The sequence below is a fragment of the Flavobacterium sp. C3NV genome (genome assembly GCF_046825355.2).
In the GTDB taxonomy this organism is placed as follows: Bacteria; Bacteroidota; Bacteroidia; order Flavobacteriales; family Flavobacteriaceae; genus Flavobacterium.
In genome coordinates, this window is record NZ_JBKQBJ020000008.1 from 35,494 (window position 1) to 60,623 (window position 25,130).

The window sequence follows — 25,130 nt, forward strand, 5'->3', positions numbered from 1 at the left end:
GAATTTGGAATTTATTTTTTGAATTTTAAACGCTTAGAAAGGTAAATCGTCTGGTTCGTCTTCGTTTAAGTTTGTTGCCGGAGCAAAAGCTTCTGCAGCTGGCATTGCCGGAGTTTGTCCAGGACCTTCTGGTGCTAATCTTTCGATTCTCCAACCTTGAATACTATTGAAATATCTGGTTTCTCCTTGTGGATTAACCCATTCTCTTCCTCTTAAATTGATAGAAACTTTTACTGCCTCTCCTTGTTTGTAGCTACTTAATAAATCGCATTTATCTTGTGTAAATTCGATCAAAATATGCTGTGGATACTGCTCATCTGTGGTAACAACCAACTCTCTTTTTTTGAATGCAGCACTAACTTGTTGCTCTGGGTTCACCACTTTTACTTTTCCTGTAACTTCCATCTTCTTCTATATTAATTATTGTTTCTTTTCTATTTTTTTGCTAAAAGCACTTTCCATGCCGATGAAATATCATCATTATTCAAATATTTTTTGGCTTCTAAATGTATCTTTTCCTGATCATCGGAACTTAATACGCCTTTCACCGAAAAGTTTTCTTTCACAAATATACTAACTTCTTCCGTTGTAGGCAAGGCTTCTATATTACCTAATTTTCCTAAATCATTTCCGTTAAAAACCCTGCTTTTCCTGATGTAATCAGGGATTACATCTACACCAACCCCTAATGTTGTAAGAGGTTTTGGCACTTCAAAAAGTCCTTCATTCGATCTTGAATACCAGTTACTTCCCAATCTTGAAACCAGATCAATTTTATGCTGATCGATGGCTCCGTTTTCATCTAAAACAGATTCATGAATATGCATTTTTACCACTTCGCAAAGAACCAAATTCCCTGCTCCGCCCTCATCTCCTAACGGAATAATCTGCATGACTTTGCACTCAAACTGCACCGGCGACTCTTTTACACGATAAGGTTTTACCAAATCTGACGGAATTTGTGTTAGTCCGGCTTTGAGAAATTCGTTTACACCTTCAGCATATTCTGTACTTGCCAATGAGGTTTGCTGTACCATATCATAATTGACAACATTTATCACAACTTCGCGAGTTGCTTCTGCATTGATCAACGTGTGTTTTACAGTATTATCGCGTACACGGCGTGCCGGCGAAAAAACCAAAATTGGCGGATTGGCACTGAACACATTAAAGAAACTAAATGGCGACAAATTAGGGATTCCTTTTGCACTAATTGTACTCGCAAATGCAATTGGTCTTGGCCCGACAGCGCTTTGCAGATAGCCGTGCAATTTTGCTGTGGTAATTTCTTTAGGATCGATGCTAATCATAGAATTTTCTTTTTGACCAAATCTCATTTCGGTTACTGCAAAAGTAGAGAAATCGTTTTTGTCAAAGAAATCATTTTAGACTTAAAAACAAAAAATCTTTAGCCGTTTATAAAATATTAAATGTGTTTATTTCGTTATATTTATACCTCAAAAAATAATTTATGTCTTTTTCTGAAAGAAGAAATACAACTCGTTGGATTATTATTTTCATTTCCTTTTTAATCATTTCTTTGATTCTTTGGAACACTTATACATTTTTCCAAATTTTTAAAAATGAAGAAAGATTAAAGATGAATCTTTGGGCCAATGCACAAAAAACACTGGTAAATGCTGATGAAAATACCGATCTTGATTTACCTCTTAATATTTTAAACAACAATACATCGGTTCCTGTTATGCTTACGATGTATAACAAAGTGATCAGTTCTGTAAATGTTCCTGAAGAAGTTCTTGCTGACAAAAAGAAATCAATGTCGTATTTAAAGAACTTAAAAAGCGAAAATGAACCTATAATTATTGAATATGCTCCCGGAAAACATCAGGAGGTATATTACGGAAACTCTGCATTACTTAATAAACTCAAATATTATCCTGTTGCTTTATTGCTGATCATCTTTTTATTTGGCGCACTGATTTATAACTTTTACAGAAGTAATAAGATGGCCACGCAAAATAAACTTTGGGCCGGAATGGCAAAGGAAACCGCACATCAAATCGGGACACCATTGTCTTCATTAATTGGCTGGGTCGAAATATTAAAAACAGAAGATATCGATCAGTCGATAACTACAGAAATAGAAAAAGACATCGAGAGGCTGCAAACTATTACAGATCGTTTTTCTAAAATTGGATCGGTTCCTGTTTTAGAAAAACACGATATTATTGCAGAAACACTACATACTTACAAATACTTGCAGTCACGTTTTTCTAAACAAGTTACTTTCTCTTACAATGGTCCAAAAGATCCTGTTTTGGTAATGATAAATCCAACGCTGCACAGCTGGACGATTGAAAATTTAGTCAAAAATGCCATTGATGCCATGAAAGGAAAAGGAAGTTTAGATCTTCGAATTGAACAAGATGCGCATCATGTAAAAATAAACGTAAAAGATTCTGGAACCGGGATTGCTAAAAATCAATTTAAAACCATCTTCGAGCCAGGTTTTACTACAAAAAAACGTGGTTGGGGACTGGGGCTTTCCCTTACCAAAAGAATCGTTGAAGAATATCATAGCGGAAAAATAAAAGTCTTACATTCTGAAATTGGAAAAGGAACTACATTTCAGATTTCTTTAAATAAAAAAGTGTAGCAAATTTTACTTTACTACACTTTTAATATTTTTTTTATTTCTGAACGTTTTGTGAGGTTGAGCGAAGTCGAAACCCTTTATGTTCAATCAGGACTGGGCTTCGACTTCGCTCAGCCTGACATACGACTTCGCTCAGCCTGACATCCGTTATAACAATTATCATTAAACTACAAATTCGCCTGAATACTTTTAGCCAAAGCTTCAAATTCTTCTTTAGAAAGCGAAACTTTATCATGAAAACGCATTTCATCCATATGGTTTAATGGAATCAAATGAACGTGCGCATGAGGAACTTCTAATCCTACAACAGCCATTCCTACTCTTTTGCAGGGAACGGTTTTCTCTAAAGCGATTGCAATTTTCTTAGAAAACTTCATTAGACCTAAATACAACTCATCATCCATATCAAAAATCTTATCGATTTCTTGTTTCGGAATACAAAGCGTATGCCCTTTTGCATTTGGATTTACATCTAAAAAAGCCAAATAATTATCGTCTTCAGCAATTTTATATGCAGGAATTTCTCCGTTTACTATTTTGGTAAATATTGATGACATTCTTTACTTGTTTATTTATTGAATCGTTAAATCGGTTAAACAAATAAACGATTAACCAATTAAACATTATAATTTAGTCTCTTGTAATTTCAAGAATTTCAAATTTCAAAACTCCGTTTGGCACTGTGATTTCAGCTACTTCTCCAACCGATTTCCCTAGTAAACCTTTCCCAATAGGAGATGTTACAGAGATTTTTCCTGTTTTTAAATCGGCTTCACTTTCTGCAACAAGCGTATATTTCATTTCCATTCCGTTGCCTTGGTTCTTAATTTTTACATTAGAAAGTACCAATGCTTTTGAAACATCCAATTGAGATTCATCTATTAATCTTGCGTTCGAATACACTTCTTCCAGTTTAGAAATTCTCATTTCAAGTAAACCTTGTGCTTCTTTTGCGGCATCATATTCGGCGTTTTCAGATAAATCACCTTTGTCTCTTGCTTCTGCTATATCTTGAGATGCCTTTGGACGCATTACACTTTTTAAATGCTCCAACTCATCTTTTAATTTTTTTAATCCTTCTGCTGTATAATAAGATACTTTACTCATAACTTCGTCGTTTATATAAATACAAAAAATCCCATCGGGACGGGATTTTGTATTACAAATATACTATTATTTTTTATAGTACATAATTATATGTTAATCATATAAAAATCAAATCTAAATAAATTATTTTTGTTTCACTAATTCTTATTAAAATAATGAAAAAATTCTGGCTATTAATCGTATTTGTTTCTGTACTTATTTCTTGCAGTGATAATGGCGTAAGTAACAAAAACCCAAACATACCAAGTTATCCTGTTAACCTGACAGTTGATATGAATTTACCGGCTTACTCTAATCTTAAATTTCCTAGTAATGGAGTTATCGTTCCTAATTACGGAGCAAAAGGGATTATTATTTTTAATACCGGAAGTGGCTATAATGCATTTGACGCCGCTTGTCCTAATCAAGCTGTGACTTCATGCATTGCTATGACAATTAATGGTATTTATGCCGTTTGTTCCTGCGATAAAACAGAGTACAGTTTATATACCGGACTTGGAGGAAAAGAATATCCATTAAAACAATATCGAGTTGAAGTAAGCGGAAGCGTAATTCACGTTTATAATTAATATAAAAAAAGCCTGAAAATTTAAACTTTCAGGCTTTTTTATTTTTAGGCTTATTAGAATTTCAATGTCAGTCCGGCCAGGAAATTAATCCCCGCCTGCGGATAATAGTATGGGTATATATCCCACATGGCTCCGTTTGAAACATATTTTTTATCCAGAATATTGTTTACTAAACCGGTAATCATAATCGATTTGAAAACTGATTTTGGTTTTATCTCGTAAGATACATTCAAATCGTTTACAAAATAGTCTGCCAGCTTCGCTTCGGGCAATTCGATATTGTTCATGTATTGCTCTCCAACAAATTTTTGCAATAATGAAATGTGTAAACTCTCGATTGGGCTGTACACAATAATATTTCCGGCAATAACATTTGGCGAATAAGCGATATCTGTTGTTCCGTAGTATTGCCCTTCAACAGCTAAATCAACATTTTTATTGCTGCTTAAAGTGAAATTAGGTCTAAGAAGGAATTTCTCCGAAAGCTTTATTGTCGCATCTACTTCAAACCCTAAACGATAACTTTTTTCAGTATTGGCACGAATTGGAGCTCCAACATCATCTAATCTTCCGGTTAAGATCAATTGATCTTTGTAACCCATATAGTAGAAATTAGAATTCAATTGGAATTTCTCTGAATTGAATCTCCATCCTAATTCAAAATCATTTAATTTTTCAGGTTTTACATTTCCGCCTTCATAATCGGTTCTGTTGGGTTCACGATTAGCGCGTGCGTACGAAAAGTAAAGTGTATTATTTTGATTGATTTCATAATTTAATCCCGCTTTTGGATTGAAGAAATTGAAAGTATCATCGACTATTCCTGTTTCTTTTGAATTTGCTTTATACTGAACTCTTCTATATTGTAAATCTCCGTAGAAACTCAATTTTTCAGTAAACTGATAGTTGGCTTTTGCAAAGATATTTCCATCTGTTTTTGTTGAATAATCATCGTAATAATGATCGCCTAATTCTGACAGATCAGAATTTCTTGCCCAGATTACTTTTCCGTAATGATCGCCTTCATATTTGTTCCAGCCTCCGCCAAGAATAACATCCAGTTTGTCTTCTTTGTATTTTACAGAAAAAGTTGTTCCGTAAAAATCATTATCTAGCCATTTCTGACGAATTAAATCTGTTCCGGGAACTAATTCTCCTAAATCATTTTCAACCATTTTTGTAGGCTGAATTGGTCCGTATCCTTCTACTGGTTCATTGTATTTATAATTTTCATAAAATCCTTGTCCTTTAGTATAATGAAGAGCGAAGTTGCTGCTCCATTTATCAGACCATGATTCACTCCAATGCAATTGATAATGGTTTTGCTTGTAATTATCGGTCTCATTGTCGTAGAAATGAACATTTCCTGCTTCATCTTTATATTTCCCTGCAGAATTATAAGTTCGATCTGAATTTAATGTTTCAGCATCAATTCCGTTCCAGGATTGGTAGGTTTTTTCGGTTCCACCAAAAACTAATGCTTTAATTAAAGTTGTTTTTCCTACGTAAGTTCCTTGCAGAAAATAGGATTTAAGATCAGAACTGGCACGATCTACATAACCATCAGATTTAATGGTAGACAAACGTCCGGCCAATTCAAAATGATCGTTTAATAAACCTGTGCTGAATTTTACCGTGTTTTTATTTGAATTGAAACTTCCGTAAGAACTCGAAATTTCTCCGGTTGGTTTTGAAGCATAACTATCTGTAAGCATGTTTAAACTCGCACCAAAAGCTCCTGAACCATTTGTAGAAGTTCCTACACCACGCTGCAACTGTAAACTTTCTACAGACGAAGCAAAATCAGGCATATTTACCCAGAAAGTTCCCTGACTTTCAGAATCATTATACGGAATTCCGTTGATGGTTACGTTTACTCTTGTAGCATCGCTTCCGCGGACTCTGATTCCGGTATATCCTATTCCTCCTCCTGCATCAGAAGTAGTAACAACAGATGGCAAATAGTTCATTAAAACTGGAATATCCTGTCCTAAGTTTCTAAATTTAATTTCCTTTTTATCCATATTACTAAATGTAACCGGAGTTTTTGTCGTAACACGAACCGCCGAAACTAACACATCGTCAAGCTTATTGACTTTGGTTGAATCTTGTTCTTGTGAAATAGAAGAAAGAGAATAGAGTAAAGAGAATAGAGTAAAGAAAATAGATTTGGTTCTGCTCATTTTTTGAACCTTAGAACCTTTGCCACTTAGTACGTTAGTACCTAAAAAAAATGTTTTCATTCGTAAAGAATTACGAATAAAAGGGGGAATTATTCTTTGTTAAAATTAATAAATGTTTCACGACAAAATATAGTGTGCACGCTAAAATTGTCGTTTATTTCCCTTAGCGACATTACTCGCTCAGGTTCGTTGGGTATGATCTCAGCTCGTTATTTAGAGCACCCCTTTGAGACAGTGCAAATGTAGTGTTAAAAAACAAATTCCAAAAATTAAATTCCAAATTCCAAAAATTACAAATCTTCAATTTTAAAACTGCAAAAAATAAATTCCAAATTCCAACTTAAGCTTCAGTTGGAATTTGGAATTTATAAATTGGAATTTAATCTAAATCTGGCTTTCTTCTTGATTGCTTTCTCTCAGAAATATTCTTTTTGTCTTTGATTCTCTTTTTAATTACCGATTTTGGGATCTTGGTTGCTTTACGAATTTTAGGTACAAACAATCCTTTTTTGATAATTTCCAGAAAGCGTTTTATGACAATATCTTTGTTTTTAATCTGGCTTCTGTCTTCATCACAGTTTAAAATCAGGATATTTTCTGTGGTTAATCGGGATGAAATATTGGTTAGCAAAAGTAATTTTTCTTCTTCAGATAAAGCCTGAGAAGCATTCAAATCAAAAGTCAGTACTACTTTCGAAGATACTTTATTTACATTTTGTCCGCCGGCACCACTACTTTTGACCGCTTTAAAACTTAACTCTGATATGATTTTTTCGATATCCATTATTGTGGCTGATGTGCTGCTTTTAATAAATCGTTTACTGTTTTCACCGGATTAAAAGTAATCAGGGGAACTGCTACAAAAATAGTTAACCAATTGGCCATTGCACCATTCCATAATCCCGGTAATTCGTAGCTTTTGACTGTTTTTCCGTCTACACTTTTCTCGACTATAAAACCTGCTTTCTGATCTACAAATTGCAGCAGATCAAACTTTTCATTTTTATAATTTTTGATTCCGCAAACCAGATCAACCGGATTAAAATGAGTTGCTTCGGCAAGAATTTCAGTTTGTTTTTTATTTGCCAAATCTACTTGCGATGTTTCTACAATCTGCAACGAAACAGCGCCTTTATCATTTCTTACCCAAAATGGTCCGCCACCAGGTTCTCCTTCATTTTTTACCATTCCGCAAACACGAATTGGCCTGTTTAATAATTCTTTTATTTTATTGATTTTATTTTCGAAAGTGAATTTATTAAAATCATTACTTAACTCAATATTGAGTTTCTGCATTAAAAAAGCAACAATTTCTTCGATGTTTTCTTCTTTTATTTCCTGCTTTTCAATTGCATCTAAATAACCGAAAACTTTTTGCTGCACTTTTATTAAAACACCCGCTAAAGCCTTTTTATACAATGCAATTTTATCGATATGATTTTGAATTACATTATCAATGTTTTTGATGAAAATAATATCCGAATCGAGCTCTTTTAAGTTTTCAATCAACGCTCCATGTCCGCCTGGTCTAAAAACCAAATTGTTTTCTTTGTCCCGAACAGGAATATTTTTTGCATCTACACAAATAGAATCGGTGCTTTTGTTTTGGTACGAATAACCAATATCAATTTTAACTTTCGAATCTTGTTCTACTTTTTCTTTTAGTACCTCAACTTCATTTTCGAATAAAGTCTGATGAATTTCAGACACTGTAAAATGTAAATTAGAAACCTGATTTGAAGTTGCATAATGCACACACTCATTCAAATGTTCTTCTATCGGGTTGGCTATATGTGCTTTGTATTGATGAAATGGCAAAACTGCTTTTGGCTTGTTTGCAAAATCAAAATATTCAGGAGAAAGTAATGTTTTTACGAAGTAATAATTTTTATAATCCCTGTCTAATGTTTCAAAATCAGGATAAATCTCTTTAAGCTTTTCGTCTAAAGCTTTAAAAAACGGAAACTTATCCATTGCGACAATAAAAATAGACAAATCACTGTCTTTTTTTCTATTGATGTAAGCGTTTATTGTTTCTTTTTTAATGTCGAAATCATTCAGAAAAGCAGTTAAAAATTTAAACATTCTGCTTGCCGCACCCGAAGCCGGAACAAACTTTTTTAGTTTTAATTTTTCTTTTTGAAGATCAAAAAAATTCGCTTTTTCTTCGAATTCAGTTTCGGATAAACTTAAAATTCCGTTATTGATTGTTGCAGGACTTATTAAGTTGCTTTTTAAAATTCCGTTTTTAAAAATTTCAAGTTGCTTCAGAATTTTATCAAAAGGAATTCCGTGATTGTATATCTGAACAAAATCTGCTGATGAAAAACCATGCTGTTTTGCAAGAGATAAATTATCTATAATTGAAGTTGCTTTTGCCAAACGGCTTTCTTTATTACCGGAAAGTGTTATAAAAGGCTTTTTAGTATCAATCAGGGTTTGTTTAAAAACCGAAAATACCGATTCCCTTCCGTCAGGAGTATCTCTAATATCGTCTTTTTCCCAAGGAACGTCAATATCGGTAAGAAAAAACAAATCGTATTCATGTTCTAATGCAGCTTCGTTTAAAAGCGGATCACAAAAACCATAATACATTTCAGAAAAAACTTTGGTCACCATCAAATTAGTGTCAGAAAACAAATACTTTTTGGCGGAGGCCAATTTTTTATTTTCTAATGCAACTTGTCCGTATGCAATAGGCAACATATCATCGGCCACACAAATGTGTTGGTTTTCTTCCCATTTTTCCTGCAAATAATCACGTGCAAATTCGGGAACCCATTCGGTTTCGTAATATTCTGCAAGTTGTTTTGCCAATGTAGTTTTGCCCGTACTTTCAGGACCAAATAAGGCAATTTTTATGATAGCTGTTTTTTGCTGTCTAAGATTTTTCTCCATTCTAAATAAGCTGAAATAGCCAAAATTGTAAAAATTAAATATTGTAGCGACAACATCCCTAAACCGCGATAGGCATAAAGAGGCACTACAATAATGTCGCCAATGATCCAAAGTGTCCAGTTTTCGATCTTTTTCCTGGCCATGTACCACATTCCTGCAAAAAATATTCCAGACGAAATCATGTCGACATAATTGTCTTTATGAATTTCATAATCGAAATATTTATAAATTCCGAAAACTACAAAAACAGTTACAAAAAACAGTATAACTCCAATTATTTTTTCATTAATATTTGTTCTCGTAATAGGCAAATTATCTTCTGTGGTTCCGCCTTTTCCCCAAACGTACCAACCGTAAATACTCATTATAGAGAAATACCCATTAATAATCATATCGCCAATATAACCTGCTACGTACAATAAATACACTGAAATCACCGTAGCGACTAAACCAGTTGGATATACCCAGATATTTTCTTTCTTCGCAAACCAAACACTCAAAATACCACAAACAAAAACCAAAAATTCCAGAACAATATGCCAAAGCGGAGCGTTTTTGTAACTTTCAAGAAAAAAATCTATCATTGGGCGGGTTGTTTTTGGTGGTTCTTAATTATGATTCAAAAAAATGGCTGTCGTTTTCGAAAGCCGTTCCTATAACTACCAAGTCTGCACCGGCCTTATAGGCATTTTGAATTCCGTGCAAATCTACAATTCCTCCTCCAACAATAATAGGAATATTAATGTTTTGAGCAATTAACTGTATCATTTCCAGCGGAACGGGCTGCTTTGCTCCGCTTCCTGCCTCGAGATAGATTAATTGATTGCCCAGCATTTCTCCTGCTTGTGCAGTGGCCAGAACCAGATCAAAATTTTCTCTGTTTAATGGTTTTGTTTTACTCACTCGTGCAACGGCCGTTTCATTGCCGCTTTCGATCAAAATATAACCCGTAGCAATAACTTCGAGATTTGTTTTTTTAAGTATTGGCGCGGCCTGAACCTGATATTCTATCAAATAATCCGGGTTTCTTCCAGACAATAAAGACAAGAACAAAATAGCATCGGCCTGAGGCGAAATTTGCGACGGATTACCCGGAAATATGACAACAGGCAGCTTTGTTTTTTGTTTTAATGCTGCAATTAAATCTTCTAAAATTGTAGATTCTACAATACTTCCTCCCACAAAAATATGCGTTGCAGGCGATTGATTGATTTTAAGCAGCAAATGATCTAAATTTTCCCAAACAATTTTATCAGGATCTAAAAGTATAGCGAGTAATTTTTGTCCGTTACTTTTAGCTTCCAGAATTTGCTGGCGTATATTGGGTATTTTTTGTCTCATAACGGGCGTAAAAGTAAAAGTTTTTTAATGTAGAAGAACTATTTTGAATGAATTATATTTGTGTTATAGCTAAAACGTAATTATGATTGCAATTGATCTGTTGGAAAAATATGGCGCCCTGAAAAAATCTTTCGATAAAAACGAAATTATTTTTGAAGATGGTCATCTCCCTACGCATTATTATCAGATCATTTCCGGTGAGGTAAAAATGAGCAATTACAATGATGATGGCCGCGAATTTATTCAGGGTATTTTTTATAAAGGTCAGTCTTTTGGAGAACCGCCTTTATTTTTAAACCAAAATTATCCTGCCAATGCAATTGCTGTCGAAGATGCAGAAATTCTTTTGTTGCCTAAAAACAGTTTTATAAAATTGCTGGAAGAAAACGCAATCGTAAGTATTAAAATCATCGAGAATTTAGCACAACGCTTGTATTATAAATCGGTTATGGCGGCAGAAATGTCTACGCAGGAACCAGAGCACCGTGTCCTTAAATTAATCGATCACGGAATCGCTTATTTCAATTTCAAAAAAGACGAAAACGGTTACCTCATCAATTTTACCCGACAACAAATAGGAGACTTGACCGGTTTGCGTGTCGAAACCGTAATTAGAACCATTAAAGCTCTTGAAAAAAAGGGCGTTTTAAAGATTATAAACAGAAAAGTATACCGATAAAAAAGTTCTTTTTTTATGATTTTAATCATAAAAACAAGAACTGAAGTGCCTGTACCTTTGTTACTCTAAAAACAAATATCATGACACTATATCAAACAACATTCGAAAATTTCAATAAAAATTATATGGGTTCTGCAGCAATGGCTGTAATTGGTCAAAGCTGTTTAGGCGCAGCTGCAGCGATGTATATTCTTTCTCACGGAACTTCTATTGGTCAAATGATACAATTGGCTATTATTGTTCTGGCTTGTATATTAGCCAATACTTCTATACTTGCACAAATGAAACACAAAGTAGTTTTTAACTTTATTATTACAAGTGCTATTTTAAGTGTGTTATTGATCATCCTGAACAATTTTATTCTATGAGAAAACCAATAGAAAACAGAGCTGATATCTCATTTTTAGTACATCAGTTTTATGCTAAAATAAGAGCCGATGAAGAGATCGGCTTTTATTTTAATACGATGATTAAAGATTGGGATTCGCATCTGGAAAAACTGACTGATTTTTGGGAAACGAATCTGTTTGCCGTAAAAAAATACAAAGGCAATCCGCATGCGGTGCACAACGAAGTTGATGCTCATTTTGAAAGCAATATAACGGCAGAGGTTTTTGGAATCTGGCTGAATCACTGGTTTCAAACCATAGACGAACATTTTGAAGGAGAAAATGCCGATACACTAAAACGACGTGCCAGAAAAATGAGTACTTTTTTGTTTATGAGTATGTTTGAGCATCGTAAGAAGATGAGTGAAGCTTCTTTAGAGCATTTAAATTAAACGCATTTTTTGTCCTTGCGAGGAACGACGTGTTCGCCGGGGCGAAAGCAATCTCATTTGCTATATAGACAAAGTGTAACGTCCATATAAACCCGACAGATTTTTAAAACCTGTCGAGTTTGGCGTAAGCTATCTTTGTCAAAGTTTTAAACCTGACATTCTTCGCGAAGTTTCTTGCGGATATTTCTCCTTGCGTCGAAATGACAAGATTATCGCGAGGATTGGAATTTGGTTTTTTTTAAATTGGAATTTAGTGAAATTTTATTTCTCAAACGCATACACCAAAGTAAAATCCTGTCCTGAAGTACTTGACTTGATCTCTTTATAATGCACATCAAAATCTACAACGAGATCATTAAAATGCAAACTGGCATCTGTTAGATTTTTGTTTAATGAAAAAGCATTTACCCTGATATGATCTTTAAAACTGATTCCTTTTTCGTTTCTGATTTTAAAGATGGCTTCTTTTGCTCCCCAGATTACGGTGAGTTCTTTTATATAATCGGGTGTGTTTTGAGTGTTTAAATAACTGGTTTCTGTATCTACAAATTTATCGGCAATGCGAAGAATTTTTTCGCGTTGCAATTCCATGTCGATTCCTACGGTTTCGTCGCTGATGATAATGGCTGCAAAATCGTGCGAATGTGTAATTGAAATATGATTGTGACAATTAAAATAAGGTTTTCCAAATTCGTCGTAATGCATTTCATGATCTGTAAAACCCATTTCCTGTATTAGCATACGAACGCTCAAAAAAGCACGCTGGTGCATTTGCGACTTCATTCCGTTGAGTCTTTGCTGCGTTTTTTCTTTTAAGACTACCTTGCTCAATAACTCCTCAAAAGATTCTGTTATGTGCCAAATTAAGATTTTGGTAGTTTCGTTGAATTGTATGGTTTGAAATAAAGGCATTCTTTTTTAATTGTAAATTATTAATTATGGCTTGCGTCTTTTAAACCATATAAGTTATATAAGAAAATATAACTTTGAGATTAAAAAAATGTATTAGTAAATTTAAGCAATTCGCAGCAAAACTGCATAGTTAAGAATCTTTTTTAAATGAACTTATATCACTTATATGGTTAAAAAAGATTCGCAAACTAATATTCTAAAGATTAAGGAATTAAACATTTCACAAATCTTATAGAAAGTAGGTAGAATTAAAAACCTATTCCGTAAATTTGCAAAAATTTTACAATATACAAATATACTATAAATGAGTACTACAACTACGCCTTTTGTGGCTTTCAAAGTAAAAGACATCTCTCTAGCGGCTTGGGGAAGAAAAGAAATTGAATTGGCTGAAGCTGAAATGCCAGGTTTAATGGCACTTCGCGCTGAATATAAAGACGAACAACCTCTTGCAGGTGCTCGTATCGCTGGATGTTTACACATGACGATCCAGACTGCAGTTTTAATCGAAACTTTAATTGCTCTTGGTGCAGAGGTTACTTGGTCTTCTTGTAACATTTTCTCTACTCAGGATCAGGCTGCTGCTGCTATTGCTGCTGCAGGAATTCAGGTTTATGCATGGAAAGGTCTTGATGAGCAATCATTTGACTGGTGTATTGAGCAAACTTTATTCTTTGGTGAAGACAGAAAACCATTGAACATGATCCTTGATGATGGTGGAGATTTAACTAACATGGTTATTGATCGTTTCCCTGAATTGGTTCCTGGAATCAAAGGATTGTCTGAAGAAACTACAACTGGAGTTCACAGACTTTACGAAAGAGTAAAAGCCGGAACTTTACCAATGCCTGCAATCAACATTAATGACTCTGTTACTAAATCTAAATTTGATAACAAATACGGTTGTAAAGAATCTGCTGTAGATGCTGTACGTCGTGCAACTGACTTAATGTTAGCCGGGAAAAGAGTAATCGTTTGTGGATACGGTGATGTTGGAAAAGGAACTGCTGCTTCTTTTAGAGGTGCAGGATCTATTGTAACTGTTACTGAAATTGATCCAATTTGTGCTTTACAAGCTGCAATGGACGGTTATGAAGTTAAAAAATTAAACACTGTAATTGCTACTGCTGATATCATCATTACAACTACAGGAAATAAAGATATCGTTCTTGGAGAGCACTTCGAGCAAATGAAAGACAAAACTGTTGTTTGTAACATTGGTCACTTTGATAACGAAATTGATATGGCTTGGTTGAACAAAAACCACGGTGCATCTAAAATCGAAATCAAACCTCAGGTTGACAAATATACTATCGCTGGAAAAGATATCATCATTCTTGCTGAAGGTCGTTTAGTAAACCTTGGTTGTGCTACAGGTCACCCAAGTTTTGTAATGAGTAACTCATTCACCAACCAAACTTTGGCACAAATCGAATTATGGAAAAACAGTGCTGCTTACAACAATGACGTTTATATGTTACCAAAACATTTAGATGAAAAAGTTGCTGCTTTGCACCTTGCTAAATTAGGAGTTGAATTGGAAACTTTACGTGACGATCAGGCTGCTTATATTGGTGTTCCGGTTGAAGGTCCATTCAAACCAGAGTACTACAGATACTAGATTAATTTTAGATTTAAGATTGTTGATCTTAGATTTTTAAAATTAACTGAATATAGAACCCTTGCAGAAATGTGAGGGTTTTTGTATTATTGTAACAATCTAAAAAACATGAAAAATTATATTTTTATCATTATTTTTTTAATTGTGTCTATTGAATTAACCGCCCAAGGCAATTCTAAATATGAATTTCAAAAAGATAGATTTGATTTAGGAGAATCTTTTTTACAAAAAGGGCAAAATGAAAAAGCAATCCAATTATTTTTTTTTGCTCATCATATTATTCCCCACAACGAACTAGGACAAATTGCATATAAAAAATATGATTCCTTAAAATCAATCGTCAGAGAAAATTTGTTGAAAAACATATCTGGAAATTGGAAAAAAATTAGCACCGATTCAAATTGGGTTATGCCTGATGAAAATGGTTTGATTGGAGAAATGTTAACAATTAATTCCAATGAAATATTATTTTTTGAGCTTTACAAAAAATCGAAAGAATGGTGTTTCATAAAAACTGAGCCAGTGATTTTTTGCAAAAAATCAGAAATTGCAACTTATATCGACTATGATTCTAACTTTACAGAATTTGTGTATAAAAATAAAGAAGTTTGGCGATATTCTATTGATGAAAATTCAGGGCTTTTAAATGCTTATTTTATCGGTTTTGAAACAGAAAATGGAGTTTCTGAGATGATATGCGGTAATTCTCACTTTCAATATTTTAAGTTACAATAATTTATCTCTACAATTTATTAAAATCTCACCCAACCAGGCATAAAAAACATTTCTCTCAAAAAATTGCACGTTTATAAATATCTACTTACATTTAATAATCAAAGTAAGGATCTATTTATCAAATACTTAAAAGTACAAACTTGAAAAAAACAACTTATTTAATCGTCTTCTTATTTTTACTTTCCCTCCCGCAAATTATTTTTTCACAGGAAAAGAAACCTAAAGTCGTTTTAGTTTTAAGTGGTGGGGGCGCAAAAGGTATTGCACATATTCCGCTTTTACAAAAACTAGATTCTTTGCACATCGTTCCTGATCTTATTGTTGGGAATAGTATGGGAAGCATTATAGGAGGTTTGTATGCGATGGGATACTCTGGCGATAGTATCGAAAAATTAACCAAAAATATTATTTGGGATAAATTATTTGGCGGTGGCCAGTCGTTAAAATCTGTGAGTGTAGAAGAAAAAAGAGAATTTCAGCGGTATTTAGTTGGAATAGGTGTTAAAGACAAAAAACTAAACAGTGTTGGCTCTCTTTTAAACGATCAAAACTTAAGAGAACTCCTTTCTGAATTAACTTACCCGGTATACAATATTAAAGACTTTGACAGCCTGCCAATACCATTTAGAGCCATGGCTACCGATTTGGCCGAAGGGAAAGAAGTTATACTAAGCAAAGGAAGTCTTGCTTATGCCATGAGAGCAAGTATGTCATTGCCGGGTATTTTTAAGCCTATGACCTACGAAAAAACAGTATTAGTTGATGGTGGTGTAATGAATAATTTCCCTACTGATGTTGCCAAAGAAATGGGCGCTGACTTTATTATTGGCAGTGATGTCGGCGGCGGATTGGAGCCCATTGCCAAACTGAACAATCTTTTAACGATATTAACTCAAACTAGTATGTTTCCGAGTAATATTAAAAACCCGGCAAACCGAAAACTTTGCAATATCTTAGTAGACCACTTGCCTAACTTACGTTTTTCTACAGCTGATTTTGCTGATAGTGACGAAATCTATAAAGATGGTAAAATTGCAACAGCACAAAACCTTCCGGCTTTAATTGCATTATCCGAAAAATTAAAAGGATACACTCAACGAACTCACCAATTACCAAACATTCCCGCAGAATTTGTTCTTGACACTATTGTGTACAAAAAAATAAGTCCGGAAAACCTTGCTTTGGTATTAGGAAGAATAAATCTTAAAACACATGTAAAATATACCACCAAAGATTTAATAGCAGGTATTAACCGGGCAATGGGCACGAATCTTTTTGATGAAATTACATACAGCTATTTCATCAAAGATGGCGACAAACTAGGCGTTACAATATTTGGACATGAACGTGCCAAAAACCAACTGAACACATCTGTACATTATGACACTTACCGGGGCGTTGGAATCATTTTTAATTACACCGCGAGAAATGTTCTTGCCAGAGCATCGCGTCTTCTTTTATCAGTCGATATTGCAGAACAGCCAAAAGCACGAATCAATTATCAGAAAAATTTTGGAAAAAACAGGGACTGGTGGTGGTCATCTGAACTTTATGGAGCCTTTTTAAGACAGGAGATTTATTTTAACGGCAAAGCTTCAGATAATGTACTTTACAATGCTGTAGAATTCAATAATGAGATCAACAGAAACATAAATTCACTAAAAAGTTATTTTGGCTATGGTTTAAACTATCAATACGCCAATTTAAAACCAAAATACAGCAGAGAATACAATCCTAATGCCATCGATATCACGAATTATTCCTTAAACACTATTGAATTAAACTTGCATTATTCTTACAATGATATGGATAAAGTTTTCTTTGCTGAAAACGGAACAATTATGAAAGCAAATGTAACCAGATCCTTGTTATCAGAGGTTTATACCTCTTTTAACGATCCTGATCAAACAAGCATATCTGGTGCAACCAATGGTTATACAAAATTTGGTTTCAGCTTTGAAAAAAGGGCTCTCTTAAGAAAGAAAATTACAGGAATCATTGGCTTTGATTCTTATTTTGTTTTTGAGGATAAACTGAAAGATAGTCAAATCTCATTTTCAGATTTTGGTTACGGTTCAAAATATTTCTTAGGAGGAAACATACCGAGTTCGGGCAGTAATCGTTTTTCATTTCCGGGCTTGCATGAAGATGAACTCAATGTTTCGCAATATATGGGCTTAAAAATTGCTTCTCAAATCAATCTTATGGGAAAAATTTATCTAACTCCCCATTTTAATATCGCAACTGTTGGTTTTGAATCTTTTGATAAATACATCAATAAAGCCTTTAGTCCAAAAGGAAAATGGGATGATGGTTCAGACCCTAGCCTTGTAATATCAGGAGGAGCCGCTATTTCTTATCAATCCATTTTAGGACCTATTCATTTTGATACTTCCTGGATAAATAATATCGACAAAGTGCGATTGTTTTTTAGTGTCGGATTATCATTCAATCCATAATTTCTTTTTTAATCTAAAATCAAAAATCTCCAATCTAAAATTATAAGGGAGTGCAATTAATTTAAAAGATTTTTGATTTTAATGCGGGTAAATATTAAGATTATCAGTTGTTTCAAGATTTCAGACTTCTAAAATAAAATACAGCTAACCCAAAACAACCTGACGAGGTATAATTAACAACTATTTGTTCCATCAGAACATCTCGTCGGTAGAAAAAAAGGCATCGTGAGAAATATCGTCCCATTGGGACGTTTGAGAAATCTCTGTATATATTTTTATCAATTATTTATAAATCAAACGTTCCTACGGAACGAAAAAAAACACCTAATTTATTGGGCTACCGATGAGGTGTTCCGATGGAACAAAAACCGCAAATATAAATATGTGTATTAATAATGTTCGAGATTTATTTATTTTCTAATAATCAAATAAACAACCTGATTAGACATCAGGCTTAACAACCTCATTTAATTTTTTTCCCTTAACTTAATAACATTGGCTTCTATTCTTCACTCTTACGTAAACCAAGAACATTAATTTAATCAGATATTTTAGACGGTTTTTAAATTTAAACTTTACATTTGAACTTCAAATCCCAATATCTAAAACCTAATCATGAGAACACGCCTAATTTTAACATTAATACTACTATTGCCTTTTTTTACCAATGCACAATCTAGTCTGCAAAGACAAATGCAGGCTTCGAACGCAATGGTAAGACAACAAAACCAAATGTTCTTGCAGCAACAACAGCAGCAACGCGCTATGGCAAGTATGATGAACAACATCGAAACAAAGGAATCCAAACTCGCCAAAGAAGAAAAAAAACTTAAAAAACTTCAGGAAAAAGTAACCCAAAAAGAAGCCGATTTAAAGACCAAAACCGATGAACTAAAAACGCTTGAAACTAACTCCGAAAAAAACAGCAATTCTGATATTCTAAAAAATATCGAAAAGTCTAAAAAAGAAATCGCTAAGTCTGAAGAAAAAATAAGCAAATCGAAAACAGATATCGAAAAAAGTTCGAATAAAATTCAGGATTTACAAAACCAGATACAAGCTGATAAAATCAAAAAAGCAGAATTAGAGAAACAACACGAAGAAGAGAAAAAAGCCAAAGAAGAAGAAAAAAGGTTAAAGGAAGAGGAAAAGGCGAAAAAACAAAAAGAAAAGCAAGACAAGAAAAAATAATACTATGATCGAAAAAGTTGTATGCGAAATGCATGGCACAAAAGACATGTCATTTTCGTGTATTCATATTGCAATGGCAATAGACCAAAAAGAAAAAGTAGGTTTCTTCTATTCTGAAGCCGAAGAAGATCTTCCTCAAATTGCCTGGTGCGGAGCATGCGAACAATGGTTGCTGGATAACGGCGAAGAATGGAATGATGCTTTTGAAGCTAAAGCCGATTTTAAAATATTATGTGCTGATTGTTTTGATGAGGCAAAAGCAATTCAGTTTGGAACTGATCAAATATAAATAACAATGATTACTACAAAAGATTTTAAATTATTACCCAATAAAAATTCATTACAAAATATCTGTAAAGCAATTTCGGTTTTAGATGCTATCATTTGTCAGGAATGGGAATATCGTTATTACTCCTACAATTCTCAATGGGGAGAAGGTGAAGAGTACTGCGAAATGAGAGATGGATCCGGCGATTTAATGAACATTCTTTTTCTTGAAAATCATTGTGTAATAAATGGTTTTGCACACGAATTTCAGCATAATAAAAAAAGTGACCTGACTAAAAATTTACCTGAAATTTATAATGAATTTATATTTGGAGAACCGGTCGCCTCTCTGGGAACTACATTTTGTTTATGGACAAATGAAACCGGAAATTGGCAAGTAGGAATGATTGAAGATTATAATGATAACTCAGCTGAATTGCTGGCTATTTTTGACGGAAATCCACAAACTTACATTGACTGGGCAAGCGAATATTTTGAAGATTCTTATAAAGAAACCGGAATATCATTAAAAACAGTAACCGAAATTTATCAAGGTAAGATATTAACCAAAGAAATGGTTTTATCTATTGTTGACGAAATCGAAGATTGGAAATTATTAGAAGACGATTTAAAAGAGATAAATTACGAATACGACTTTAGATAATCTCATCTAAAAAATCTTGATTCTGTCATTAAATAAATTAATTTCATTTCAATAAGATTAACTTTGTGAAAACCGTTAATCATGAAAAACTTCTTCTTTTTAGGTATTGCTATTATATTCGAAATCATTGCCACTTCTGCCCTAAAAAAATCGGAGCAGTTTACACAGATTATCCCGAGCATTATTACGATTGTGGGTTATTTTGCAGCATTCTACTTTTTAAGTTTTGCAATTAGAACCATCCCGGTTGGTATTGCATATGCTATTTGGTCCGGAGTTGGTATTGTTTTGATTACAATTATTGGAGCCGTTTTCTTCAAGCAAATTCCTGATTTACCTGCAATAATTGGTTTGGCCTTAATTATGATTGGTGTTGTAGTTATTAATGTTTTTTCTAAAACTACGGCGCATTAGATCTTAATAATAAATTGTTGCAAGTTTCGGGTTGATTAGAGCCCTAAGCCATCTATATTCAACAATTTCAGACCTATTCATTTTAAAAATAAAACAATGGATTTTAAAAAAGCTACGATTTCAGATTTGACAGAAATGCAGGAAATGTATATCGAGACTATAAAATGGGTTTGCAAAAACGATTACAGTCCTCTAGAGATTGATGCCTGGATTTCCGGACTAAACAATGTAGAGCGCTGGCTGAAAGTTATTCATGCTCAATTTGTTTTATTAGCTCTTATTGATGATAAAATTGTAGGTTACGGAACTCTAAAAGATGGAAATTACATCGACTTTTTCTGCGTTCATAAAGATTTCCAGCGTCAGGGAATTGCTGATAAAGTTTTTAATGAATTAGAACTCGAAGCTAAAAAGGAAAACTCAGAAATCATCACAGCTGACGTAAGCATAACCGCAAAACCATTTTTTGAGAAAAAGGGATTTGTTGTAAAAACCAAACAAAAAAATATCCGATTAGGTGTTGAATTGATCAATTACAAAATGGAAAAAAGTTTGAAGTAGCTGTATAATCTCTCGCAAAGTCGCGAAGTCGCAAAGTTTTAATTTTAAAGTTTAAGTTTAAGCCAATCTTTGTCGAGCTACTTTGCGGTCCTTCGACTTCGCTCAGGATGACAATATTGCGAAAAAACTTTGCGGCTCCGCTCCCGATAACCATCGGGATTGCGAGCAAAAAAAACATAGCGTTCTTTGCGTAAACCTTTGCAACCTTTGCGGTTAAAATAAAAGACAGCAAGTTTCGGATTTTATACCCGCAAAAACCGCTCGATATTTGCATTATAAAATTGAACGAAAATGAACACACAGGAAAACATCAATTATAATCGAATAGCCGATGCGATCGATTATATCAAAACAAACTTTAAGGAACAACCCAACTTAGATGAGGTTGCCGAAAAAGTGCATTTAAGTCCGTTTCACTTTCAGCGCTTGTTTACAGAATGGGCAGGAACAAGTCCGAAGAAATTTTTGCAATATATTAGTGTCGAACACGCCAAGAAAATCCTAAAAGAAAATAATAAAGTTACTTTATCTGATGCCGCTTTTGACACAGGATTATCAGGAACCAGCCGTTTGCATGATTTGTTTGTAAACATTGAAGGAATGACACCTGCCGAATACAAAAACGGTGGTAAAAACTTAGATATTAATTTCAGTTTTGCCGAAAGTCCGTTTGGGAATATTATTGTTGCGTCGACCAATAAAGGCGTTTGTTTTATGGCTTTCGCCGAAGATGAAGAAACCGGATTCGAAAATTTAAAACACAAATTCCCAAATGCAGCATTCTCCCGAAAACTGGATTTATCGCAACAAAATGCTTTGTTTATTTTTCAGAACGACTGGAGCAAATTATCCGAAATCAAACTGCACTTAAAAGGAACTGACTTTCAACTGAAAGTTTGGGAAACTTTACTTAAAATCCCAATGGGACAACTTTCTACTTATGGAATAATCGCACAACAAATCGAGAAACCAAACGCTTTTCGTGCTGTTGGAACTGCAATTGGAAGTAATCCTGTAGCTTTTTTAATTCCATGTCATCGAGTGATTCAATCCTCAGGAACCTTCGGTGGTTATATGTGGGGAAATACGCGTAAAACGGCTATTATTGGTTGGGAAGGCGCGCAGGCAAACCTAATAATCTAAGATTTCTATTTACAATATATGTCGATAATCTTTGCGTAGATGCACTGCAGTGCATCTCTACAGATATTCTTTGTGTAAATAATTCCTCATATAAAATTCAATCTAAAATTTATGCAAAATATACAATCAAAAATTGCGTCTCTTAATTGGGAAAGCATTACCGAATCTATGCACGAAAATGGGTTCGCCATTATTCCGAATGTACTCGATAACGAACAATGTGAAGATTTAAAATTCGATTATGATAATCCCTCTTTATACCGAAAAACAGTCGTTATGGAACGTTATCGGTTTGGTTTGGGCGAATACAAATATTTCAATTATCCATTGCCGGATTTGATTCAAAACATTCGTACATCGATTTATCCTAAACTTGCACCAATCGCAAATACCTGGATGAAAGTGCTAAATATAAACACTAGTTTTCCTGAAACTCACGAAAAATTACTAGAAGAATGTCACAACAATAATCAGCTAAAAGCAACTGTTTTGATTTTAAAATATGGCAAAAGTGGTTTTAATACCTTACATCAGGATTTATATGGCGATGTTTATTTTCCTATTCAAATAGTAATTTTTCTCAACGAACCTGATGAAGATTTTACCGGAGGTGAATTTGTTTTAACACAGCAAACACCAAGAGCGCAATCGAAAGCGATTGTTCTGAAACCTAAAAAAGGCGATGTTTTGGTTTTCACAACGAATTTCAAACCTGTAAAAGGCACAAAAGGATATTATCGTGTGAATATGAAACATGGCGTGAGCGAAATTCATTCTGGTGAGCGACACACGTTGGGGATTATTTTTCATGATGCGTTAAATTGAAGGTGCAGAGGTGCGGAGGTTTCAACACACAGTATATCTGTAGAGACGCACAGCAGTGCGTCTACGCAACGATTATCTACTCCAATATGATATTTTCACGCAGATTTAGCAGATATGGCAGATTTTAAAATCATTTTATTTAATCTGTAGCAAAAAACATACGTTGTGGGAGACGCACTGCTGTGCGCCTCTACGATAAAAAATGCGGTAAAAATATGACACAACACAATAAAATTTCGGACTCAGATCTTCGAAATAAAATTAAAAATGCGGAAATTTGCTTTGGTGGAAACCAAAAATTAAAAATCTACGGAACTTTAAAATGTTCGTCAGGAAAAAGAATGAAACGAGAAAATCGGGTTTTCTTTATATCTGAAAATGAGGCCAGGCAAAATGGCTTCAGACCTTGCGGACATTGCATGAAAACCGAATATCAAAACTGGAAAAATGGACTTATTTAATCCCGAAACTGACGAAACGACGAACCTGCTTCCTAAAGACGGAACCGTAAATTACTATGGCAAATTATTTTCGAGAGAAGAATCGAATCGTTACTTGGATCTGCTTTTGAATACTATTGAATGGAAAAATGACGAAGCAATTATCTTCGGGAAATTAATTCTTACCAAACGAAAAGTAGCGTGGTATGGCGATTCAGGTTTTGAATATACTTATTCGAATACCACCAAAAAAGCGCTTCCGTGGACGAAAGAATTACTGGAATTAAAAGCTGTTATTGAAAAAGAAACAGGCGAAACCTTCAACTCCTGCCTTCTTAACTTATATCATTCCGGCGATGAAGGAATGGCGTGGCACAGCGATGCCGAAAAGGATTTAAAAAAGAATGGCGCTATTGGTTCAGTTAGTTTTGGTGCCGAAAGAAAGTTTGCTTTTAAACATAAAGAAACCAAAGAAACCGTTTCTTTAATTCTGGAACATGGCAGCTTATTGGTGATGAAAGATGAAACCCAAACGCATTGGCTACACAGATTACCGCCAACTAAAACAACATCAAAACCTCGTGTAAATTTGACTTTTAGAACGATTGTCTCATAATAGAAATTTATTGAAGCATAAGAGATTAAGGAAAATTAAGCTTTTAATAGTAAAAAAAAACTTTAGCATTATTTTTACCAGCCCTGATTTAATCCGTTTTTAAGGACTTCTTCGTACTTGTCTTTATCAAAAGTATATAGATTTGGTGCTTTATGCGCTACATTACTTTTCTTTTCGTCGAGTTTATTAAGAATTCCGATATTGTTAATTTTACGTAGAAAGTTCCTTCTGTCCAGTTTTTTATCCAAAATCGTTTCATACAATTTTTGGAGTTCAGGCATTGTAAATTTTTCGGGCAATAAATTGTAACCTATCGGCATTAGATTCAATTCGATTCTAAGTGTGTTTAATGCTTTATCGAGAATTGCTGCATGATCTAAAATAAGTTCAGGAACTTCTTTATGATCAATCCATTCTATAACTTCTTCTTTATTGACAGATTTTGGAATCGTTTTCAAAAAATCGACAAGGGCATAATACCCAATGGTAACAAAACGCTGCGTGAGCCATTTTCCTTTTGCTTCTTCGATCTTTAAATATTCTAAAACTTCTTTGCTAAAATGCTGATCGTTGCGTTTTATTTTTCCAAAAGTGGCAAATTGTCTCAAAAATATACCTTCTACTCCGGTTCTTTCGTTTAAAACAGTCACCGCTGCAGTATCAATATCCTGATCGATTGGGATAAAACCGCCGGGTAATGACCACTTATTACTATGCGGAATCTTAATCAATAAAACCTTAAGCTGATTGTCATGAAAACCAAAAATCACACAATCTATCGAAAGTCCGGGTTGATAATTTTGATTATTTTCTATAATGTCTTTTAACATTTAACTTTTTATTAATTACAACTTTCGTTTTAGATTGGCTCTGCAATTTAAATCATTTTTATAAAACCGAAACATTTTTATCCAATTCAGCTTTAATAAGTCTGAAAAAACTGTCGCTGGAAAGAAGTGTTAAAATCACAATTTTTTAATTAAAAACAAACAACAAATTAAAAAAATAAGTACATTGCGTCATAATAACACATTACGCATTTACTTTGTTGTTTTTTCAAGTAATAAATGCCTTTTAAAATTATAACTTATTAATTATCAGTTT

The 25,130-nt window shown here is 33.8% G+C and carries 28 protein-coding genes; 17 read left to right on the top strand and 11 right to left on the bottom strand.

What is annotated here, in order from left to right; translation table 11 throughout:
• Positions 1 to 33: 33 nt before the first annotated feature.
• Positions 34 to 405: a DUF3127 domain-containing protein gene (locus ACIDC4_RS13060; protein WP_121322382.1), complete on the bottom strand. Its 372-nt coding sequence runs from the start codon at positions 403 to 405 to the stop codon at positions 34 to 36.
• Positions 406 to 434: 29 nt separating this feature from the next.
• On the bottom strand, positions 435 to 1,310 hold the full coding sequence (locus ACIDC4_RS13065) for a flavin reductase family protein (protein WP_412043190.1): 876 nt from the start codon (positions 1,308 to 1,310) through the stop codon (positions 435 to 437).
• 161 nt (positions 1,311 to 1,471) lie between these two features.
• Between ACIDC4_RS13065 and ACIDC4_RS13070 the strand changes: the two genes are divergently transcribed.
• Positions 1,472 to 2,620 carry a sensor histidine kinase gene (locus ACIDC4_RS13070; protein WP_412043189.1) on the top strand — a complete coding sequence of 383 codons (1,149 nt, stop codon included), beginning with the start codon at positions 1,472 to 1,474 and terminating at the stop codon, positions 2,618 to 2,620.
• A gap of 167 nt (positions 2,621 to 2,787) precedes the next feature.
• Here the strand turns inward: ACIDC4_RS13070 and ACIDC4_RS13075 are convergent, their stop codons facing one another.
• Positions 2,788 to 3,177 (bottom strand): HIT family protein, encoded by a 390-nt coding sequence (locus ACIDC4_RS13075; protein ID WP_078006218.1) that lies wholly within the window; start codon positions 3,175 to 3,177, stop codon positions 2,788 to 2,790.
• Positions 3,178 to 3,250: 73 nt separating this feature from the next.
• Positions 3,251 to 3,727, bottom strand: coding sequence for a transcription elongation factor GreA (gene greA, locus ACIDC4_RS13080; RefSeq protein WP_065448058.1), 477 nt, complete (start codon positions 3,725 to 3,727; stop codon positions 3,251 to 3,253).
• Positions 3,728 to 3,882: 155 nt separating this feature from the next.
• Between greA and ACIDC4_RS13085 the strand changes: the two genes are divergently transcribed.
• Entirely contained in the window at positions 3,883 to 4,296 is a 414-nt protein-coding gene (locus ACIDC4_RS13085) for a Rieske (2Fe-2S) protein (protein WP_412043188.1), read from the top strand.
• 53 nt (positions 4,297 to 4,349) lie between these two features.
• Here the strand turns inward: ACIDC4_RS13085 and ACIDC4_RS13090 are convergent, their stop codons facing one another.
• From ACIDC4_RS13090 to ACIDC4_RS13110, 5 genes are all read right to left on the bottom strand, one after another.
• On the bottom strand, positions 4,350 to 6,539 hold the full coding sequence (locus ACIDC4_RS13090; RefSeq protein ID WP_412043187.1) for a TonB-dependent receptor: 2,190 nt from the start codon (positions 6,537 to 6,539) through the stop codon (positions 4,350 to 4,352).
• 319 nt (positions 6,540 to 6,858) lie between these two features.
• Positions 6,859 to 7,263 (bottom strand): alternative ribosome rescue aminoacyl-tRNA hydrolase ArfB, encoded by a 405-nt coding sequence (arfB, locus tag ACIDC4_RS13095; protein ID WP_412043186.1) that lies wholly within the window; start codon positions 7,261 to 7,263, stop codon positions 6,859 to 6,861.
• Complete coding sequence (locus ACIDC4_RS13100; protein ID WP_412043185.1) at positions 7,263 to 9,377, bottom strand: DUF4301 family protein; 2,115 nt, start codon at positions 9,375 to 9,377, stop codon at positions 7,263 to 7,265. Before ACIDC4_RS13100 ends, arfB begins: the two co-directional genes overlap by 1 nt.
• Complete coding sequence (gene pnuC / locus ACIDC4_RS13105) at positions 9,338 to 9,961, bottom strand: nicotinamide riboside transporter PnuC (RefSeq protein WP_412043184.1); 624 nt, start codon at positions 9,959 to 9,961, stop codon at positions 9,338 to 9,340. Before pnuC ends, ACIDC4_RS13100 begins: the two co-directional genes overlap by 40 nt.
• A 28-nt stretch (positions 9,962 to 9,989) precedes the next feature.
• Positions 9,990 to 10,718, bottom strand: a complete 729-nt coding sequence (locus ACIDC4_RS13110; protein ID WP_412043183.1) for a phosphoglycerol geranylgeranyltransferase — start codon at positions 10,716 to 10,718, stop codon at positions 9,990 to 9,992.
• An 82-nt stretch (positions 10,719 to 10,800) separates the two neighbouring features.
• On the opposite strand from ACIDC4_RS13110, the gene ACIDC4_RS13115 reads away from it, so the two are divergent.
• The 3 genes from ACIDC4_RS13115 to ACIDC4_RS13125 all read left to right on the top strand — a co-directional run bounded on the left by ACIDC4_RS13115 (position 10,801) and on the right by ACIDC4_RS13125 (position 12,178).
• The gene (locus ACIDC4_RS13115; protein ID WP_412043182.1) at positions 10,801 to 11,397 is read left to right on the top strand and encodes a Crp/Fnr family transcriptional regulator; all 597 of its coding nucleotides are present in this window, start codon (positions 10,801 to 10,803) and stop codon (positions 11,395 to 11,397) included.
• 80 nt (positions 11,398 to 11,477) lie between these two features.
• Entirely contained in the window at positions 11,478 to 11,765 is a 288-nt protein-coding gene (locus ACIDC4_RS13120) for a hypothetical protein (RefSeq protein WP_065448066.1), read from the top strand.
• Complete coding sequence (locus tag ACIDC4_RS13125) at positions 11,762 to 12,178, top strand: group III truncated hemoglobin (RefSeq protein ID WP_412043181.1); 417 nt, start codon at positions 11,762 to 11,764, stop codon at positions 12,176 to 12,178. The genes ACIDC4_RS13120 and ACIDC4_RS13125 overlap by 4 nt, the downstream gene beginning before the upstream one ends.
• 261 nt (positions 12,179 to 12,439) lie before the next feature.
• Here the strand turns inward: ACIDC4_RS13125 and ACIDC4_RS13130 are convergent, their stop codons facing one another.
• The gene (locus ACIDC4_RS13130) at positions 12,440 to 13,090 is read right to left on the bottom strand and encodes a 4'-phosphopantetheinyl transferase family protein (RefSeq protein ID WP_412043180.1); all 651 of its coding nucleotides are present in this window, start codon (positions 13,088 to 13,090) and stop codon (positions 12,440 to 12,442) included.
• 304 nt (positions 13,091 to 13,394) lie between these two features.
• Here ACIDC4_RS13130 and ahcY point away from each other — a divergent pair, with 304 nt between their 5' ends.
• The 12 genes from ahcY (at position 13,395) to ACIDC4_RS13190 (ending at position 24,026) form a co-directional block, all read left to right on the top strand.
• Positions 13,395 to 14,711 carry an adenosylhomocysteinase gene (gene ahcY / locus ACIDC4_RS13135; protein WP_065448069.1) on the top strand — a complete coding sequence of 439 codons (1,317 nt, stop codon included), beginning with the start codon at positions 13,395 to 13,397 and terminating at the stop codon, positions 14,709 to 14,711.
• 108 nt (positions 14,712 to 14,819) lie between these two features.
• Positions 14,820 to 15,446 (top strand): hypothetical protein, encoded by a 627-nt coding sequence (locus tag ACIDC4_RS13140; RefSeq protein WP_412043179.1) that lies wholly within the window; start codon positions 14,820 to 14,822, stop codon positions 15,444 to 15,446.
• Between the two features lie 140 nt (positions 15,447 to 15,586).
• On the top strand, positions 15,587 to 17,905 hold the full coding sequence (locus tag ACIDC4_RS13145) for a patatin-like phospholipase family protein (RefSeq protein ID WP_412043178.1): 2,319 nt from the start codon (positions 15,587 to 15,589) through the stop codon (positions 17,903 to 17,905).
• Between the two features lie 615 nt (positions 17,906 to 18,520).
• A complete protein-coding gene (locus tag ACIDC4_RS13150) occupies positions 18,521 to 19,096 on the top strand; it encodes a hypothetical protein (RefSeq protein ID WP_412043177.1) in 576 nt (191 codons plus the stop codon).
• Between the two features lie 4 nt (positions 19,097 to 19,100).
• Complete coding sequence (locus ACIDC4_RS13155; protein WP_230035064.1) at positions 19,101 to 19,385, top strand: hypothetical protein; 285 nt, start codon at positions 19,101 to 19,103, stop codon at positions 19,383 to 19,385.
• Between the two features lie 6 nt (positions 19,386 to 19,391).
• A complete protein-coding gene (locus ACIDC4_RS13160; protein ID WP_412043176.1) occupies positions 19,392 to 20,027 on the top strand; it encodes a hypothetical protein in 636 nt (211 codons plus the stop codon).
• A gap of 81 nt (positions 20,028 to 20,108) precedes the next feature.
• Complete coding sequence (locus ACIDC4_RS13165; RefSeq protein WP_065448073.1) at positions 20,109 to 20,441, top strand: DMT family transporter; 333 nt, start codon at positions 20,109 to 20,111, stop codon at positions 20,439 to 20,441.
• Between the two features lie 96 nt (positions 20,442 to 20,537).
• Entirely contained in the window at positions 20,538 to 21,002 is a 465-nt protein-coding gene (locus ACIDC4_RS13170) for a GNAT family N-acetyltransferase (RefSeq protein ID WP_230035059.1), read from the top strand.
• A 291-nt stretch (positions 21,003 to 21,293) separates the two neighbouring features.
• On the top strand, positions 21,294 to 22,145 hold the full coding sequence (locus ACIDC4_RS13175) for a bifunctional helix-turn-helix domain-containing protein/methylated-DNA--[protein]-cysteine S-methyltransferase (protein WP_412043175.1): 852 nt from the start codon (positions 21,294 to 21,296) through the stop codon (positions 22,143 to 22,145).
• 111 nt (positions 22,146 to 22,256) lie between these two features.
• Positions 22,257 to 22,970, top strand: coding sequence for a 2OG-Fe(II) oxygenase (locus ACIDC4_RS13180; protein WP_412043174.1), 714 nt, complete (start codon positions 22,257 to 22,259; stop codon positions 22,968 to 22,970).
• Positions 22,971 to 23,185: 215 nt separating this feature from the next.
• Positions 23,186 to 23,431 (top strand): Ada metal-binding domain-containing protein, encoded by a 246-nt coding sequence (locus tag ACIDC4_RS13185; RefSeq protein ID WP_412043173.1) that lies wholly within the window; start codon positions 23,186 to 23,188, stop codon positions 23,429 to 23,431.
• Positions 23,418 to 24,026 (top strand): alpha-ketoglutarate-dependent dioxygenase AlkB family protein, encoded by a 609-nt coding sequence (locus ACIDC4_RS13190; RefSeq protein ID WP_412043172.1) that lies wholly within the window; start codon positions 23,418 to 23,420, stop codon positions 24,024 to 24,026. The genes ACIDC4_RS13185 and ACIDC4_RS13190 overlap by 14 nt, the downstream gene beginning before the upstream one ends.
• Positions 24,027 to 24,100: 74 nt before the next feature.
• Here ACIDC4_RS13190 and ACIDC4_RS13195 read toward each other — a convergent pair whose 3' ends face one another.
• Entirely contained in the window at positions 24,101 to 24,856 is a 756-nt protein-coding gene (locus ACIDC4_RS13195) for an NUDIX hydrolase (protein WP_412043171.1), read from the bottom strand.
• Positions 24,857 to 25,130: the final 274 nt, after the last annotated feature.